General features: G+C 68.5%; 13 protein-coding genes. 11 read left to right on the top strand and 2 right to left on the bottom strand.

Annotation, left to right across the window (positions count from 1 at the left end):
- Positions 1 to 180 precede the first annotated feature (180 nt).
- The 11 genes from JHL17_RS35640 to pabB all read left to right on the top strand — a co-directional run bounded on the left by JHL17_RS35640 (position 181) and on the right by pabB (position 14,548).
- Entirely contained in the window at positions 181 to 1,461 is a 1,281-nt protein-coding gene (locus tag JHL17_RS35640) for an aromatic ring-hydroxylating oxygenase subunit alpha (RefSeq protein ID WP_200199402.1), read from the top strand.
- A 37-nt stretch (positions 1,462 to 1,498) separates the two neighbouring features.
- Positions 1,499 to 2,602 (top strand): FAD-binding oxidoreductase, encoded by a 1,104-nt coding sequence (locus tag JHL17_RS35635; RefSeq protein WP_200199401.1) that lies wholly within the window; start codon positions 1,499 to 1,501, stop codon positions 2,600 to 2,602.
- A gap of 165 nt (positions 2,603 to 2,767) precedes the next feature.
- Positions 2,768 to 3,850 carry a GlxA family transcriptional regulator gene (locus JHL17_RS35630; protein ID WP_247894063.1) on the top strand — a complete coding sequence of 361 codons (1,083 nt, stop codon included), beginning with the start codon at positions 2,768 to 2,770 and terminating at the stop codon, positions 3,848 to 3,850.
- 170 nt (positions 3,851 to 4,020) lie between these two features.
- Positions 4,021 to 6,066, top strand: a complete 2,046-nt coding sequence (locus tag JHL17_RS35625) for an NADH:flavin oxidoreductase (RefSeq protein WP_200199400.1) — start codon at positions 4,021 to 4,023, stop codon at positions 6,064 to 6,066.
- Between the two features lie 37 nt (positions 6,067 to 6,103).
- On the top strand, positions 6,104 to 8,029 hold the full coding sequence (locus JHL17_RS35620; protein WP_200199399.1) for a DUF3483 domain-containing protein: 1,926 nt from the start codon (positions 6,104 to 6,106) through the stop codon (positions 8,027 to 8,029).
- Positions 8,026 to 9,288: an electron transfer flavoprotein subunit alpha/FixB family protein gene (locus JHL17_RS35615; RefSeq protein ID WP_200199398.1), complete on the top strand. Its 1,263-nt coding sequence runs from the start codon at positions 8,026 to 8,028 to the stop codon at positions 9,286 to 9,288. Before JHL17_RS35620 ends, JHL17_RS35615 begins: the two co-directional genes overlap by 4 nt.
- On the top strand, positions 9,281 to 10,108 hold the full coding sequence (locus tag JHL17_RS35610; protein WP_247894062.1) for an electron transfer flavoprotein subunit beta: 828 nt from the start codon (positions 9,281 to 9,283) through the stop codon (positions 10,106 to 10,108). The genes JHL17_RS35615 and JHL17_RS35610 overlap by 8 nt, the downstream gene beginning before the upstream one ends.
- A gap of 64 nt (positions 10,109 to 10,172) precedes the next feature.
- On the top strand, positions 10,173 to 11,456 hold the full coding sequence (gene proV / locus JHL17_RS35605; protein WP_247894061.1) for a glycine betaine/L-proline ABC transporter ATP-binding protein ProV: 1,284 nt from the start codon (positions 10,173 to 10,175) through the stop codon (positions 11,454 to 11,456).
- Positions 11,457 to 11,459: 3 nt separating this feature from the next.
- Entirely contained in the window at positions 11,460 to 12,344 is an 885-nt protein-coding gene (locus tag JHL17_RS35600) for an ABC transporter permease (protein WP_200199397.1), read from the top strand.
- Entirely contained in the window at positions 12,341 to 13,060 is a 720-nt protein-coding gene (locus JHL17_RS35595; RefSeq protein ID WP_200199396.1) for a GNAT family N-acetyltransferase, read from the top strand. Before JHL17_RS35600 ends, JHL17_RS35595 begins: the two co-directional genes overlap by 4 nt.
- A 3-nt stretch (positions 13,061 to 13,063) precedes the next feature.
- Complete coding sequence (pabB, locus tag JHL17_RS35590; protein ID WP_200199395.1) at positions 13,064 to 14,548, top strand: aminodeoxychorismate synthase component I; 1,485 nt, start codon at positions 13,064 to 13,066, stop codon at positions 14,546 to 14,548.
- Positions 14,549 to 14,619: 71 nt separating this feature from the next.
- Here the strand turns inward: pabB and JHL17_RS35585 are convergent, their stop codons facing one another.
- Together JHL17_RS35585 and JHL17_RS35580 are read right to left on the bottom strand one after the other, a co-directional pair.
- Positions 14,620 to 15,693 (bottom strand): HAD family hydrolase, encoded by a 1,074-nt coding sequence (locus JHL17_RS35585; RefSeq protein ID WP_200199394.1) that lies wholly within the window; start codon positions 15,691 to 15,693, stop codon positions 14,620 to 14,622.
- 236 nt (positions 15,694 to 15,929) lie between these two features.
- Positions 15,930 to 16,412: a GreA/GreB family elongation factor gene (locus tag JHL17_RS35580; protein ID WP_200199393.1), complete on the bottom strand. Its 483-nt coding sequence runs from the start codon at positions 16,410 to 16,412 to the stop codon at positions 15,930 to 15,932.
- Positions 16,413 to 16,417 lie beyond the last annotated feature (5 nt).

The raw sequence follows: 16,417 nt of genomic DNA, 5'->3' as shown, positions 1-16,417 counted from the left end.
TGCATGCGCAAAAAGACAGGAGCGCCTGTCGGCCTTTTTAAAGTTGATGTCGCAATCCAGAACGCGATCTCCCGCTGCCGGCGGCAGGCTGTGGGTCGTGGAATCGAAAAAGGACAGCCCGGTCAAGGTTGAAGCGGTTCCACGAACACACGGCCCCACTCCCGCAGAAGGTCAACCGCCATGTCGTCCGAGATTTCCATAGAAGCCCTGCTGACGCGCCGGAAGACGGGGCACAGCCTGGAAGCCCCGTTCTACACGAGCGAGGAGATCTTCAAGCTGGACATGGAGATCATCTTCGGCCGGCACTGGCTGCATGTGGGCGTCGAGCCGGATGTGCCGGAAGCGGGCGACGTGATGGTGGTCGATATCGGCAAGACCTCCGTCATCGTCATGCGCGACGACGACATGGAGCTGGTCGCCTTCCACAATGTCTGCCGCCACCGCGGGGCGCGCATCATCCTCAAGGAGAAGACTTCGGTCGGCAATCTGGTGTGCAGCTATCACCAGTGGACCTACGGCCAGGACGGCGAGCTTCTGTTCGCCGAGCATATGGGCAACGATTTCGACCGCAAGTGCCGGAACCTGAAAAAGGTGCACATCCGGTCGGTCGGCGGCCTGATCTTCATCTGCCTGGCGGAAGAGGCCCCGGACGACATCGACCGCATGGCGGCGGCCATCGAGCCCTACATCCTTCCGCACGATCTGAAGAACTGCAAGATCGCCAAGACCGTCGACCTGATCGAAAAGGGCAACTGGAAGCTCACGATGGAGAACAATCGTGAATGCTACCACTGCGTCAGCAACCATCCGGAACTAACCATCCCGCTGTTCGAGTACGGCTTCGGCTTCGCCCCCGACGGCACCAACCCGAAGCGGATGGAGCATGCCGCCAAGTACGATGCGTTGGTGCAATCCTGCCATACCGGCTGGGAAGCGGCGGGTTTCCCCAGCCGCGAGATCGAGCATCTGACCGATACCACCGGTTTCCGCGCCGAACGCCTGCCGCTGGACGGCGCCGGCGAGGCCCACACCAAGGATACCCGCAGCGCCTCGCAGAAACTGCTGGGGTCGATCACCGAGCGCAAGCTGGGCGCCCTGTCCTTCTGGACCCAGCCGAACTCTTGGAACCACTTCATGAGCGACCACATCGTCACCTTCTCGGTGTTCCCGCTCGGTCCCGACCGCAATCTGCTGCGCACCCGCTGGCTGGTCCACAAGGACGCGGTGGAAGGCGTCGATTACGACCTGAACCGCCTGACCGAGGTGTGGGAGGCGACCAACCAGCAGGATGCCGATCTGGTCGAGATCTCGCACAACGGCGCCCTCAGCCCCGCCTACGAGCCGGGTCCCTATTCGCCCTACACCGAGCCGCTCGTCGAGAAGTTCACGGAGTGGTACGTCGGCCGCATGGCCGAGCATCTGCTGGGCAAGCCGGCGGCAGTGGGCGTCGCCGCGGAATGACGCGATGCAAGGGTTTTCGGTTCAGGGAGGGATGACGATGCAGCAGGATGCGGCTCCGCCGGCGGTCCGGGACTGGGATCCCGAAACCGACGACACGCTGGTGTGCCGGGCGGTGCGGGACGAAACGCACGACGTGAAGACCTTCGTCTTCTCGGCGCGGCACCCCTGCCTGTTCCGGTTCAAGCCGGGTCAGTTCATCACGCTGGAACTGCCGATCGGCGGCGAAACCATCCATCGCAGCTACACCGTCTCCTCCTCCGCCGCGCGGCCGCACCGGCTGTCGATCACCGTCAAGCGCGTGCCCGGCGGCCCGGTGTCGAACTGGCTGCACGACACCCTGAAGCCGGGTGACACGGTCCGCGCCGTCGGCCCGCTCGGCGAGTTCACTCCCGGAGGCTCCGAGGCTCCGCGCAAGTTCCTGTTCCTGTCCGGCGGCAGCGGCATCACGCCCCTGATGTCGATGACCCGGACCTTCGACGATCTGGGCGAGGACCACGACGTCGTCTTCGTCCACGCCGCCCGGACGCCGGCCGACATCGTCTTCCGTCGCGAACTGGACGCGCTGACCGGTCCCGGGCGCCGCCTGCGTGTCGCCCATGTCTGCGAGGGCGTCGGAAGCGAAGCCCATTGGGCCGGCTTCACCGGCCGGCTGTCGCTGCCGATGCTGGGCCTGATCGCCCCGGACTTCATGGAGCGGGAGGTCTATGTCTGCGGTCCAGGCCCGTTCATGAAGGCCGTGCGCGCCTTCCTGGAGGAGGGCGGCTTCGATATGGGCCGCTACCATCAGGAAAGCTTCAACTTCGAGGAACTGTCGGCCGAACTTGCCGCGGGGGAACCGCCGGTCGAGGCCGCATCGGCCCAGGAGGTGACGCCTTCGGCCGGGTTCCGCATCGAATTCGCCAAGACCGGCAAGATCTTCACCTGTCCGCCGGATATGGCCCTGGCGGATGCGGCATCGGCCGCCGACATCCGGGTTCCGACCTCCTGCTCGCGCGGGCTGTGTGGAACCTGCAAGTCAAAGTTGATCTCCGGCACGGTGGAGATGAATCATACCGGCGGCATCCGCAAACGCGAAATCGACCAGGGATTGATCCTGCTGTGCTGCAGCCGCCCGACCAGCGATCTGGTGATAGAGCGTTAGAAGCATCGTCAATGAATTGTCTTCCGGGGGCAAGCCGCTGACGCTAGCATTCCGAAGGGCGGAACAGCGCCGTCAGACTGGGAGGATGTCCTGGTGGGGAAGACAGTGGAATATCGCCGGTTCGGCGGTAGCGGTCCCGCCCCCCGGCAGGAGGAACGCGCATTGTTGTCGGTCGGGTTCATCCTGACCAACAATTTCACCCTGACCGCGCTCGCCCCCTTCATCGACGCCCTGCGGCTGGCGGCCGACGAGGGTGACCGATCAAGGCAGATCCGCTGCCGCTGGACCATCATGGGGTCGCGGGCCGAGCTGGTGATGTCCAGCTGCGGCATCGGCGTCGCCCGCTGGGAACCGCTGACCGATCCCCGCCGCTTCGACTATGTGGTCGTGGTGGGCGGGCTGCTGCATGCCGGCCCCCAGCTGGACGACGAGGCGCTGGCGTATCTGCGCGCCGCGGCCTCCTATGGCGTGACCCTGGTCGGCGTGTGCACCGGCAGCTTCGTGCTGAGCCGCATCGGCCTGATGAAGAACAGGCGTTGCTGCGTCAGCTGGTACCATCACCGCGATTTCATCGAGGAATTTCCCGATCTGGTGCCGGTGGCCGACCAACTCTACGTGGTCGACCGCGACCGCATCACCTGTTCGGGCGGTGCCGGGGTGGCCGATCTGGCCGCCTTCCTGATCGAGCGCCATCTCGGCCGCGCCACCGCCCAGAAAACCATGCACATCCTGCTGATCGACAAGGCCCGTCCCGCCAGCCAATCGCAACCGCAGCCGCCGACGATGGTGGAGATCACCAACGACCGCGTCCGCCGTGCCCTGCTGCTGATGGAGCAGCACATCAGCGACCCGCTTTCAGTGGAGGAGATCGTCCGCCGGCTGAACGTCAGCACCCGGCAGTTCGAACGGCTGTTCCGGCTGGCCGTGGGCACCAGCCCGGCCACCTATTACCGCAGCTTGCGCCTGCGCTATGGCCATTGGCTGCTGCGAAACACCAAGCGTTCCGTCACCGCCATCGCGAACGAGGCCGGCTTCGCCGACTGCGCGCATTTCTCCCGCCAGTTCCGCGAATTGTTCGCCGTTTCGCCGTCGGAGGTGCGCCGCACCGCCGGGCCGGATGTGGAGGCCGATCCGCACGTCTCGCCGCTCGACGCGTTCCGGCGCACGAACGGCGATTCCCTCCTGCCCGACCGCCGCCTGTTCGAGGATCCGGCGCCGACGGCCCGGGACGTCGCACGGATAGACTGAAGGGGTAGCGCATCACTCCAATTTACCCCAAGGATTCAGATATTTGACAGGGCCGCATCGGGTCGTTCGGCCGCTGTCGCAAAAAGGTAATTCCCGGTCGCGGGGGGCAACGCGACAGGGACGCCGGCGCTGAATACTTGGCAGGCTCAATACTGGGGATCGTTCCTGCCATGTCCTCACCCGCCGAAGCCCTGCTGAAGCCTCTGCAGATCAAGCATCTGACGATCCGTAACCGCGTGATGAGCACGAGCCACGCGCCAGGCTACGGGTCCGAAGGCAAGCCGAAGGAACGCTACCAGCTCTACCACGAGGAAAAGGCGAGGGGCGGCATCGGCCTGACGATGTTCGGTGGCTCCTCCTCCGTCGCGGTGGACAGCCCGGCGGCGCCGTGGAGCCAGATTTCCGTCGCCGACGACAGCGTCATCCCCTTCTTCCGCGAGTTCTCCGATCGGGTGCACCGGCATGGCGCGGCGCTGATGATCCAGCTGACCCACATGGGCCGGCGCACCCGCTGGGACACCGAGAACTGGCTTCCCACCGTCTCCGCCTCGGCAGCCCGCGAACCGGCGAGCCGCAACACGCCGAAGGAGATGGAGGATTTCGATTTCAAGCGGATCATCGCCGGCTATGCCGCCGCCGCCCGCCGCTGCAAGGAAGGCGGCCTCGACGGCTTCGAGCTGTCGGCCGCCCACGGCCACCTGATCGACCAGTTCTGGAGCCCCTCGGTCAACCGGCGCACCGACAAGTACGGCGGCAGCCTGGAAAACCGCATGCGCTTCGGCATCGAGGTGTTCGAGGCGATCCGCGCCGAGGTCGGCGACGATTACGTCATCGGCATGCGCATGTCGGGCGACGAGCTGATCGACGACGGCCTCAGCCACGAGGACTGCATCGCCATCGCCCGCAGCTATGCCGAACGCGGGCTGATCGATTTCGTCAACGTTCTGGGCGGGCAGGCGCGCGATCATCTGGCGCATGCCATCTCGCTGCCCAACATGTCCTTCCCGGTCGCCCCCTTCCTGCATCTGGCCAGCGGCATCAAGCGCGAGGCCGGCATTCCGGTCTTCCATGCCCAGCGCGTGACCGACCTCGCCACCGCCGCCCGCGCGGTGGAGGAGGGCCATGTCGACATGGTCGCCATGACCCGCGCCCACATCGCCGACCCGCATCTGGTGCGCAAGCTGATGGAGGGGCGACTGGACGACGTCCGGCAGTGCGTCGGTGCCGGCTACTGCATCGACCGCATCTATGTCGGCGGCGACGCGCTGTGCATCCAGAACGCCGCGACGGGCCGCGAGCGCACGATGCCGCACGTGATCCCGAAGGCGGAGCGCAAGCGCCGCGTGGTCGTGGTGGGCGGCGGACCCGGCGGGCTGGAAGCCGCCCGCGTCTGCGCCGAACGCGGCCATTCGGTCGTGCTGCTCGAACGCAACGCCGCCCCGGGCGGCCAGATCGGTATCGCGGCGAAGGCGACTTGGCGCGAGGCGATGAGCGGCATCACCCGCTGGCTGTCGCAGCAGACCGCCAAGCTGGGCGTCGATGTGCGCCTGGGCGTGGAGGCCGACCGCTCGACCGTCGAGGCCGAGAACCCGGACGTGGTGATCCTCGCCACCGGCGGCCGTCCCAACCGCGGCGACTTCAAGGGCGCCGATCTGGCGGTGTCGAGCTGGGACGTCCTGACCGGGGCGGTGGAGCCGACGGGAACGGTGCTGATGTATGACGGCACCGGCCAGCATCACGGCGCGTCCTGCGCGGAGTTCATGGCCAAGCGCGGCGCGCTGGTGGAGATCGCCACCCCCGACCGCATGGTCGCCGAGGAGGTCGGCACCACCAACCAGCCGATCCACCTGCGCGAGCTGTACAAGCTGAACGTGGTGATGACCACCAACCATCAGCTCGTGGAGATCTACCGGGAGGGCAACCGTCGCGTCGCCGTCCTGCGCAACGAATACACCCACGAGGAGGAGGAGCGGCTGGTCGACCAGATCGTGGTGGAACTGGGCACCCTGCCCAACGACGCCCTCTATTTCGACCTGAAGGACCACTCGCTGAACCGCGGCGAAACCGATCTGGACAGCCTGATCGCCGGCCGGCCGCAGCCGGTCCAGGCCAACGGCCATGGCGGCTACACGCTGCATCGCATCGGCGACGCGGTGGCCGGGCGTAACATCCATGCCGCGATCTACGACGCGGCGCGTCTCTGCAAGGACATCTGACGCCTACACCCCCGCCAAGCGACAGGAGCCGTCCGACGTGATCGCCACCGCTCTCACCACCGTCGTCCTTGCCGTCCTCGCCATCGGCGCGGCGCTGGCCGTCTGGCAGTCGCGGCGTTGGCTGGCCGGCCGTCCGGCGGCGGTCGATGTGGTCGCCGGGCTGCGCGCCCTGCCCGGCCGCTATCTGGTGGATGTCCACCATGTGGTGGGACGGACCCCGTTCAACGCCCGCTTCCATGCGCTGGTCGCCGGCGGCTTCCTCGCATCGCTCGCGCTGCTGGTGGCGATGGGTGCCGGCATCGCCGGGTGGCGTATCGTCTGGCTGCTGCTGGCGGTGGTTCTCGCGGCGATGCTGGCCGGCGCCCTGATGGTCCGGCACCGGCGCCGGGTGGTCCGCCCGCGCGAGCTGTCGCAGGGCCGCTTCGCCCGCCTTCCGCTGTCGCTCCTGGGATTTTCCGGCTGCCTGCTGGTGGTGGCGCTCGACCAAGCTATGGGCGGGGTGATGCCGGAGACGCTGGCCCTGGTGCTGGTCGCGATTGCCGGCGTGGCGTTGGCCGATCTGGTGTGGGGGGTGTGGAAAGGACCGCTGAAGCACGCCGTACACGGGGCGCTGCACCTCGCCTTCCATCCGCGTCCGGCCCGCTTCCACGACGGCGCGGGCCGCGATACCGGGTTGAAGCCGCTGCCACTCGCTCCGCAGGGCGATGCCGGCATCGGGGAGCCGGGCGCGCTGGGGGTGGAGCGTCCCGTCGATTTCGCCTGGAACCGGCTGCTCGGCTTCGACGCCTGCGTCCAATGCGGGCGCTGCGAAACCGTCTGCCCGGCCTATGCCGCCGGCCTGCCGCTGAACCCGAAGAAGCTGGTGCAGGATCTGGTCGTCGCCATGGACGGTCAGGCCAGCGACGCCGCCTATGCCGGCAACCCCCACCCCGGCCGGGGAATCGGCAAGGCCCATGGCGGGGCGGCGCTGCCGCTGGTCGGCCATGATGCGATGATCCATCCCGACACGCTGTGGTCCTGCACCACCTGCCGCGCCTGCGTGCAGGAATGCCCGATGATGATCGAGCATGTCGACGCCGTCGTCGACCTGCGCCGCTTCCAGACGCTGGAACTCGGCGCCACTCCGGCCAAGGCCGCCGTCATGCTGGAGGAGCTGCGCGCCACCGACACTCCCGGCGGACGCGCGCTCGCCCGGCGCTGGGACTGGGCGGCCGACCTGTCGCTGCCCCGGCTGCCGGCCGGCGGGTCCTGCGATACCCTGCTGTGGGTCGGCGACGGCGCCTTCGACCTGCGGGTCCAGCGCTCCTTGCGGGCGCTCGTTCAGCTGCTGCGCCGTGCCGGGGTCGACTTCGCCGTGCTGGGCGACGAGGAGCTGGATTGCGGCGACGTGGCCCGCCGGCTGGGCGACGAGGCGGCCTTCCAGTCGCTGGCGGTCCGCAACGTGGCGGCGCTGAACGCCCGGCGCTTCACCCGCATCGTCACCGCCGACCCGCACGCCCTGCACACGCTGCGCAACGAATATCCGGCTTTCGGCGGCCGCTGGACCGTCGTCCACCATACCGCCCTGCTGCTGGAGCTGGTCGGCAGCGGCGCGCTGACGGTGACCAAGCCGGTCGGACGCAGCGTCACCTTCCACGACCCCTGCTATCTCGGCCGCTACAATGGCGAGATCGAGGCGCCGCGCGCCCTGCTCGACGCCATCGGGGTGGAGCGCCGGGAAATGCTGCGCTCCGGCCTGCGGTCGAGCTGCTGCGGCGGCGGCGGCGGCGCCCCGCTGACCGACGTGGCGGGCGAGCGCCGCATCCCCGACGTCCGCATGGAGCATGCCCGCGAGACCGGCGCCGCGATGGTCGCCGTCGCCTGCCCCAACTGCGTCGTGATGCTGGAGGGCGTGGTCGGCCCCCGGCCGGAGGTGGCGGAGATCGCCGAACTGGTGCTCGCCGCGACGGAGACCGCCCGATGAGCCAGCCCCCAACCACCCGCCGCCGTGTCGATCCCCGGGCCGAGCGTGCCGCCCGCACCGTCCTGGCCGGTTCCCGTCCACGCCTGCTGCGCCAGCCGGCCGCGAATGCGGTGGTCAACGAGCGTCGCCGCGACCCCCGCGCCGTTCACGAGGCCGCCCTGGTCCAGCGTCAGCCGCGCCCGCGCTACGACTGGACCCGCGACACCGCGTCCGCCGGCACCCCGTCTGCGGCGGGCGTCTTCGTCGCCGCGGTCCCCGCCATTCCGCTGCAGGTGATTGCCGAGCCGGCCTATCTGGTCCTTGCGATGCTCGACCGTCCCGGGGGGGAAGTGAGCGAGCACGACCGTCAGGTGATCGCTGCCGCCCGATTGCTGGCCGATGGCGGCAGCGATGGGGGCGGCAGCGGTAACGGGGGCGGGGCGGTGGTGACCGTCTCGACCGGCTCGGGCGAGGCGCTGGCCGAGGCCGGATCCGACCGCCATGTCGCCCTGCCCGACGGCTGGGCCGACGATTACGTGCCGGAACGGCGCGCCGCCGCCACGTTGGCACTGATGACGGCGCTGTCGCCCCGTCATGTCCTGTTCCCGGACAGTGCCGACGGCGGCGACGTCGCCCGTCGGGTCGCGGCCACGGCGGGAGAGCGGCTGTTCGCCGGCGTGCAGGGTCTCGGCCCCGACCGCGCGACCCGGCAGTCGGCCGGCGGCTCGCGGGAGACCGGGCACCGCCCGACCACGCTGATGACAGTCGCGGCGGACGCCTTCGCCCCGCTCGACGGCGTGCGGCACGAGGCCCGGCCGCTCGACCTCGCCACCCCGCTGGTGGCTGGGGAGGAGATCCTGCCCCGCCTGGGCGGTGCCCGCCGGCTGGCCGTCGATCCCGACGCCCTGTCGCTGTCGGAAACCGACTTCATCCTCAGTGCCGGCAACGGCGTCACCGACTGGCGGAGCTTCGCCGAATTGGGCGAGGCGCTGGGCGCCACCCGTGCCGGCAGCCGCGTGGTCTGCGACGCCGGCCATCTGCCGCGCGACCGGCAGGTCGGCGCGTCGGGCACGGTGGTCGGCGCGCGCTGCTACCTCGCCTTCGGCATCGCCGGAGCGCCGCAGCATCTCCAGGGCATCACCGGCGTCCGCCATGTGATCGCCGTCAACACCGACCTCCATGCCGAGATGATCAAGCGCGCCGACCTGTCCATCGTCGCCGATGCCCAGGCCGTCATGCCCGCCCTGATCCGGCTGATCCGGGAGCGCCGCCATGCCTGATGCAGCCATGCCCGATGCAGCCATGATTGACTGGGCCATGCTCGATGTCGCCGTCCTGTTGTCCATCGGCCGCCATCCGGTCTCCGGCCGCGCCCGCCGCGCCGCCACCGACGCGCAGGCGCTGGAGATGGCGCTGGCGCTGCGCCCGCGGCGGCTGACGGCGATCCATGCCGGACCGGTGGCCGACGGCGAGGCGCTGCGGGCCTATCTCGGCATGGGTCTGGAGCGACTGACTCTGCTGGTCCTGCCGGAGGGAGGCGATCCGGTCGAACCGCTGGTCGCCCATCTGCGCCGCCTCGCCCCGTCGCTGATCCTGACCGGCCGGCAGGCGGAGGACGGCGAGGGCAGCGGCATGCTGCCCTATCTGATCGCCCGCGGTCTCGACGCCGCCGTCGTTCCGGATGTGGTGCGGATCGGCCCCGCCGACGCGCCTGACACCAAGCCGGGCTCTGCGAACCTCGTCCAGGCGCTGCCGCGCGGACAGCGACGGGCGCTGATCGTCACCGGCCCCTTCGTCGCGACCATCCATCCGTCCGCCCCGCCCGCGCGCCCGTCCGCTTTCGGACCCGCCCGGCGGGGCGTCATCGAGCCGGTGGCGGCCCAGGCGGCCGCCGATCTCTTCCTATCGGACTGCGAGCATCGGCCATGGCGCCCAAAGCCCAAGCTGATGCGCGTGAAACGCGGCGGCTCGGCCCTGGACCGGCTGAAGGCGGCGACCGAGAGCAAGAGCGGAAAAGGCCAACTGCTGGTCAACCCGACAGCTGAAGCGGGAGCGCTGGCCATCTACGACAGCCTCGTCGAACAGGGAATACTGCCATGACCATGCACAACGATCCTCCCGGCATCACAGGTCACGCTGTCGCGAAGCCAGGGGAGGCCTGTCGATGACCACGATGATGCGAAGCACGGTTTCGGTCGGCGGTCCGGCCAGCCTGGGCTTTCCCCGCGGAGCCGCCAGGAGCGGCACCGGCGACGACGCGGCAATCCGCCTCGAGGTGCGGAACGTCTACAAGGTCTTCTCCGCCGATCCCAAGCCCGCCCTGTCGATGCTGCGCCAGGGCGCCAGCAAGGCGGAGGTTCTCGAAAAGCTGAACGTCAACGTCGGCGTCCTCGATGCCAGCTTTCAGGTCCGCTCCGGCGAGATCTTCGTCATCATGGGGCTGTCGGGCTCCGGCAAATCCACCATGATCCGCCTGCTGAACCGGCTGATCGAGCCCAGCAGCGGCGAGATCCTGTTGGACGGCAAGGATCTGGTCAGCATGTCCAAGGCCGAGCTGATCCAGGCCCGCCGCCGCAACATGGGCATGGTCTTCCAGTCCTTCGCCCTGATGCCCCATCTGAGCGCGCTGGACAACGCCGCCTTCGGTCTGGAGATCTCCGGCGCCTCCAAGGCGGAGCGCCACAAGGCGGCACAGCAGGCGCTGGAACAGGTGGGCTTGGGTACCTACGCCCATCGCTATCCGCGCGAGATGTCCGGCGGCATGCAGCAGCGCGTCGGCCTCGCCCGTGCGCTGGCCAACGACCCGACCATCCTGCTGATGGACGAAGCCTTCTCCGCGCTGGACCCGCTGATCCGCACCGAGATGCAGGACGAGCTGCTGCGCCTGCAGCGCGAGCAGCAACGCACCATCGTCTTCATCTCCCACGACCTGGACGAAGCGATGCGCATCGGCGACCGCATCGCCATCATGGAAGGCGGGCGCATCGTGCAGGTCGGCACGCCCTACGAGATCCTCAGCCGCCCGGCCGATGATTACGTCCGCTCCTTCTTCCGCAACGTCGATGCCTCGAAGGTGCTACGCGCCGGCGACGTGGCACGCTTCGAAGCGAGCAACACCGTCATCCGCCTGCCCGGCGAGTTGACCCCGGCGCTGCACCAGCTGCGCGAGAACCACCACAATTTCGGCTATGTCCGCACCCAGGACGGCCGCTTCGAAGGCGTCGTCTCGCAGACGACGCTGGAGCGCGAGCTGAACGGGCCGCAGCCCCGCTTCGTCAACGCCTTCCTGCCCGACGTCCGCACCGTCAATGCCGCGACGCCCATCCACGCCCTGCTCGGCCTCGTCGCCGACACCGAATGGCCGGTGCCCGTCGTCGACGACGACCACAACTTCCTCGGCGCCATCTCACGCGCCCTCATGCTCCACACCTTGGTTCGGGGGGATTGACCGATGGACTTCGAAATCAGAATCGGCAAATGGGTCGAGGATCTGGTCACTTTCATGCTCGACCATTTCCAGCCGACCTTCGACGCGATCGCGACCGTGGTGAACGGCTTCGGCGGCGCCGTCGATTTCGTGCTGGTCGGGGCGCCGGCCTGGCTGCTGATCGGGCTGATCGTCGCGACGTCCCTTTGGCGCGTCGGCATCGGCTTCGCCGTCTTCACGGTCGCGTCCCTCCTGCTGATCGTCGGCATGGGGCTGTGGACGGAGACCGCCTCCACCCTTGGTCTGGTCCTGACCTCCACCCTGCTCTGCCTGCTGCTGGGTGTGCCGCTGGGCGTGTGGATGGCGCGCAACCGTGTGGTCGAGAGCGTCGTCCGCACCACGCTGGACTTCATGCAGACGATGCCGGCCTTCGTCTATCTGATCCCAGCCGTGATGTTCTTCGGGCTGGGCCGGGTGCCGGGTGTCCTCGCCACCGTGATCTTCGCCATGCCGCCCGCCGTCCGCCTGACCGCGCTCGGCATCCAGCAGGTGCCGGCCGAGATCGTGGAGGCCGGCAAGGCCTTCGGCTGCCACGACCGCCAGCTTCTGTTCAAGGTACAGCTGCCGAACGCCCTGCCCTCGATCATGGCCGGCGTGAACCAGACCATGATGATGGCGCTGTCGATGATCGTCATCGCGTCCATGATCGGTGCCGGCGGCCTGGGCAACGTGGTGCTGCAGGGCATCCAGCGCCTGGACATCGCCCTCGGTTTCGAAAGCGGTCTCAGCGTCGTGCTGCTGGCGATCATCCTCGACCGCATCACCCAGAGCTTCGGCCGGACCGCTGCAGCCGCACGCCCGGCACGCTTCGCGTTGCTGCGGCGCTTCCTGCCGGTGCCGGCGCGGTGAGCGCGGGGGTTCTTCCGGAAGGGGGCGTCGCCGCCGCCCTTCCGGCGCGGCCCGCGCCACCCTACGGGCCGCGGCTGAATGACGACACGGCGGTGGACGATGCGCCGCCGGGCGACATCCGGGTGGAACGGCTGGCCGGCGCCGCACTGGCCGGCCGGCTGGAGGAGTTGGCGGTCCTGCGGTTGGCGGTGCTGGGCGAGTTCCCTTATCTCTATCCCGGGTCGGCCGCCTACGAGGAACGCTATCTGTCGGGGCTGGCCAGCCTGCCGGGCGGGCTCATCCTGGCCGCCTTCGACCGCCACCGCATGGTCGCGGCCGCCACCGGCGCACCGCTCGACCAGGAACTGGACGCCTTGCGCGACCCCTTCATCCATGCAGGCCGCGATCCGCGCTCGATCTTCTATTTCGGCGAGGTGGTGGTCTTGCCCTCCCATCGCGGAAGGGGTGTCGGGACAGCGCTGCTTGAGATCGGCGAATCCCATATCCGCGGCGGCCGGTTCGCGGCTGTCGCCTTCGGTGAGATCGTGCGCTCCACCGACCATCCCCGCCGGCCCAAGTCATACCGGACGCCCGATGCCGCATGGCGGCGGCTGGGCTATCGGCTGGAGCCGGAAATCGGCGGCGCCCTGTCCTGGTGCGACGCCTGCGACCGCGAGGAGACCGCCAAACCGCTCCGCTTCTGGGTGAAGTCCCTCGCCGCCAGCATCGGAGCATGACGCATGCCCCAGGATGGCCTGGTCCTCGACATTCCGGCTAGGGACCTTCCGGCCGGAGAGAGCGCGGGCGACGATTGTCCGCTGCTGATCCGCGAGATCCCCTATCGCGATCCGGTCGCCGCCTTCGCCCCCTGGTCGGGCCGGCCTTTCGCCACCCTTCTGCACAGTGCCGCGGAGGCAGGCGGTCGGGGCCGGTGGAGCATTGTCGCCGTCGACCCCTTCCGCACCGTCGAAGCCCGTTGCGGCTCCGTCACGGTCGACGGCGATGCCGTCGCCGGCGATCCGTTCACCGTGCTGGAACGGCAGCTGGAAGCCCACCGCGCGCCCATTCCCGCCAACCTGCCCGTTCCCTTCGCCGGTGGCGCCGTCGGCTTCCTCGGCTATGAGTTGGGACAGGTGCTGGAGCGTCTACCGGCACGCCATGGCGACGACACCGGCCTGCCCGACATGGCCTTCGGCCTCTACGATACCGTCATCGTCTTCGACGACCGGGATCGGCGCGGCTGGATCCTGTCCAGCGGATTTCCCGAACACGGCCCGATCCGGCGCCGCCTCCGCGCCGCCCGCCGCCTGCAATCCTTCGCCGATACCCTGGCGGCGGCGCCCCCCGCCCTGCCGCCGCCCCGCTCCGCCACCGCGCCCTGGCGGCCGGAGATCGCACGCGACGATTATTGCCATCGGGTGGATCGGGTGCTGGAGTACATCCGCGCCGGCGACATCTTCCAGGCCAACTTCACCGGGCGTTTCCTGGCCGACCGGCCGGAAGGTCTGTCGGTGCTCGACCTGTACCGTCGCCTGCTGGCGCTCAGCCCCGCCCCCTTCGCGGCCTGCCTATCGCTGCCTGGCGGCGCCGGCCTCGCCAGCGCCTCGCCCGAGCGCTTCATCCGGCTGCATGCCGACGGCCGCATGGAAGCCCGTCCGATCAAGGGAACCCGCCCACGCGGCGCCACCGCGCAAGAGGACGACGCCCTGGCCCGCGAGCTTGAGCGCAGCATCAAGGATCGGGCCGAGAACCTGATGATCACCGATTTGCTGCGCAACGACATCGGTCGCGTGGCACGCATCGGCAGCGTCACGGTGCCGGTCCTGTGCGGGGTGGAGCGCTTCGCCTCCGTCCACCATCTGGTGTCGGTGGTCGAAGGACGGCTGAAACCGGGCCTGGGGCCGGTCGACCTGCTGCGCGCCACCTTCCCCGGCGGCTCCATCACCGGTGCCCCCAAGATCCGCGCCATGGAGATCATCGACGAGTTGGAGGTGTCCCGCCGCGGCGCCTATTGCGGCTCGGTCGCCTGGATCGGCTTCGACGGGGCGATGGACAGCAGCATCGTCATCCGCACCCTGACCGTCACGGCCGACCGCGTCATCGCCCAGGCCGGCGGCGGCATCGTCGCCGATTCCGATCCCGGCCGCGAGCATGACGAGATGATGGTGAAGATCCGTCCGCTGCTGCGTGCGCTGGATGGGGGCCGATCACAACCGAGCGGCTGAAGCGAAGGCCCCGGCCGCAATGCGACCGGGGCCTTCGTGCTTTCAAGGATGGCCGGCAAGAGCCGCTGGCCTCACTGGATGTCGTTCGGCTGGACGACGACCCAGTTCCGGTCGGCGAGGACCGGCAGATGCTGGGCCGCCTGGCCGGCGGCGGCCGTCTCCCACATCTGCTTGATCTGCTTCATGTACTTGTCCTTGCGGTTGACCCAGACCCGCAGGCCGCCATTCGCCGCGTCGGTGGAATGGAGCAGCATGTAGCCGTCGCTGGTCGGGGTGTCTCCCGCCACCAGCACCGGCTTCTTCCATTGGTCGATGTAGGTGAGGATCGCCGCCTGCTTGCCGGCGAACCAGGTCAGCGGCGCCCACAGATAGGTGCCGAGTTCCAGGTCCATCGTCTTCGCCCAATCGTATTTTCCGTCGGCGATCAGCTTGCGCGCCGTGGTCACCTCGCCGGTGGCGCGGTTCTTCAGCAGCATGGTGACGCCGATGACGTTCTGCGGCTTGACGTTGTAGCCGTATTTCGGGTCGGAGACGACCATCCGCACCAGCTCCTCGCTGGCGGCGGTCACCACATAGACCTCGATCCCGTTCGCGGTCAGGTGGTTCACCAGCTCCTGCTGGCCGGTGTAGAATTTCGGCGGGCTGACCTCGACCGTCTTGACCGCGTCGCCCTCGTAATAGGTGGCGGGGACCGGCTTGCCGTCGGCCAGCATCTCGTCGACGAAGCCCTTCAACTGGGCCAGGGTGAAGCCGGAGAAGATCTGCGCCACCCAGGGATAGCAAACCTGATCGTCGATCTCGCACAGCCGGTAATAATAGCTGTTGAGGCTTTCCTTGTGCCCGTTCACGTCCTTGAAGGGGATGATCTTCAAGGACGGATCCATGCTCTCGCGCGACAGCACGCCCTTGCGCTCCAGATAGGGCAGCAGGGATTCCTCGAGGTCGTAGCGGTAGAGCGTGTTGTCGGCGTCGAACACCGCATAGGCGCCCTTGCCGGCATTGGCGGACACCAGCGTCTTGAGGCTTGCCGCCGCTTCCGCCGGCCAATGGGCGAGCGGTTGCGGGGTGGCGGATTGGGCCATGGCCGCCACCGGGGCCATCGCGACCATGCCCGCGAGCAGCGCGGACCGGAAAAACGTCTTCATCTGCGCCCTTTCTTTCCCTGTTCAAAGACACGATTCTTCGAGACCGGAACCACCGCGTTGGCGTGGTACCGACTGTTCTGGGAATTACCCTGAACTGCCCAAGATTTTCAGTTGAGAGGCGCAGTTTATGACAGATTAGTTACACGTGTCCACTGAATCTAATTTTCAATATCTGTCGCAGATCGACCTGAGTCCGTCGTCTATACCTAAGTTTTTCTTCGGATTTCTACGAGTGGTCAATGTGACGAGACCGAATGGATGGTAAGGGACAGAGGGCCGTCCCGGCGTGGCCAGTCCACCACGTCCCCGGCCCGTCCACCGATCAGGGCCTCCCCCAACGGCGATTGCCAGCTGATGCGGCCGGCGGCGGGATCGGCCTCCTCCCCGCCTACCAGCGTGAAAGTCCATCGCCGCCCGGTTTCATCCTCGGCGACGATGACGGAGCCAAAGCCGGCCTCCTCCGCCGGACCGGACGGACGGACCACCACGGCGGCGGCCAAACGGGCGCGGAGCAGGTCGCCGCGCCGCTTGGCGCTGCTCATTGCCTGCCGGTCCTCCGGCGCATCACAGCCCCGCAATGTCGCGATGTCCGCATCGGCCGCGGCAAGCTCCTCCTGCCAGGCGGCGACGGTGGCGGCCGACACATGCAGGGGCCCGTTGATCTGCGGCAACGGCCCCTCGGTTTCGGCGTCGCTTTCCTTGACGAAGGCTCGGCTCATCCCTG

Source organism: Azospirillum endophyticum (assembly GCF_016595245.1).
Lineage (GTDB): Bacteria > Pseudomonadota > Alphaproteobacteria > Azospirillales > Azospirillaceae > Azospirillum > Azospirillum endophyticum.
The sequence above is the reverse complement of the archived record's forward strand: the minus strand, read 5'-3'. Positions and strand labels throughout refer to the sequence as shown.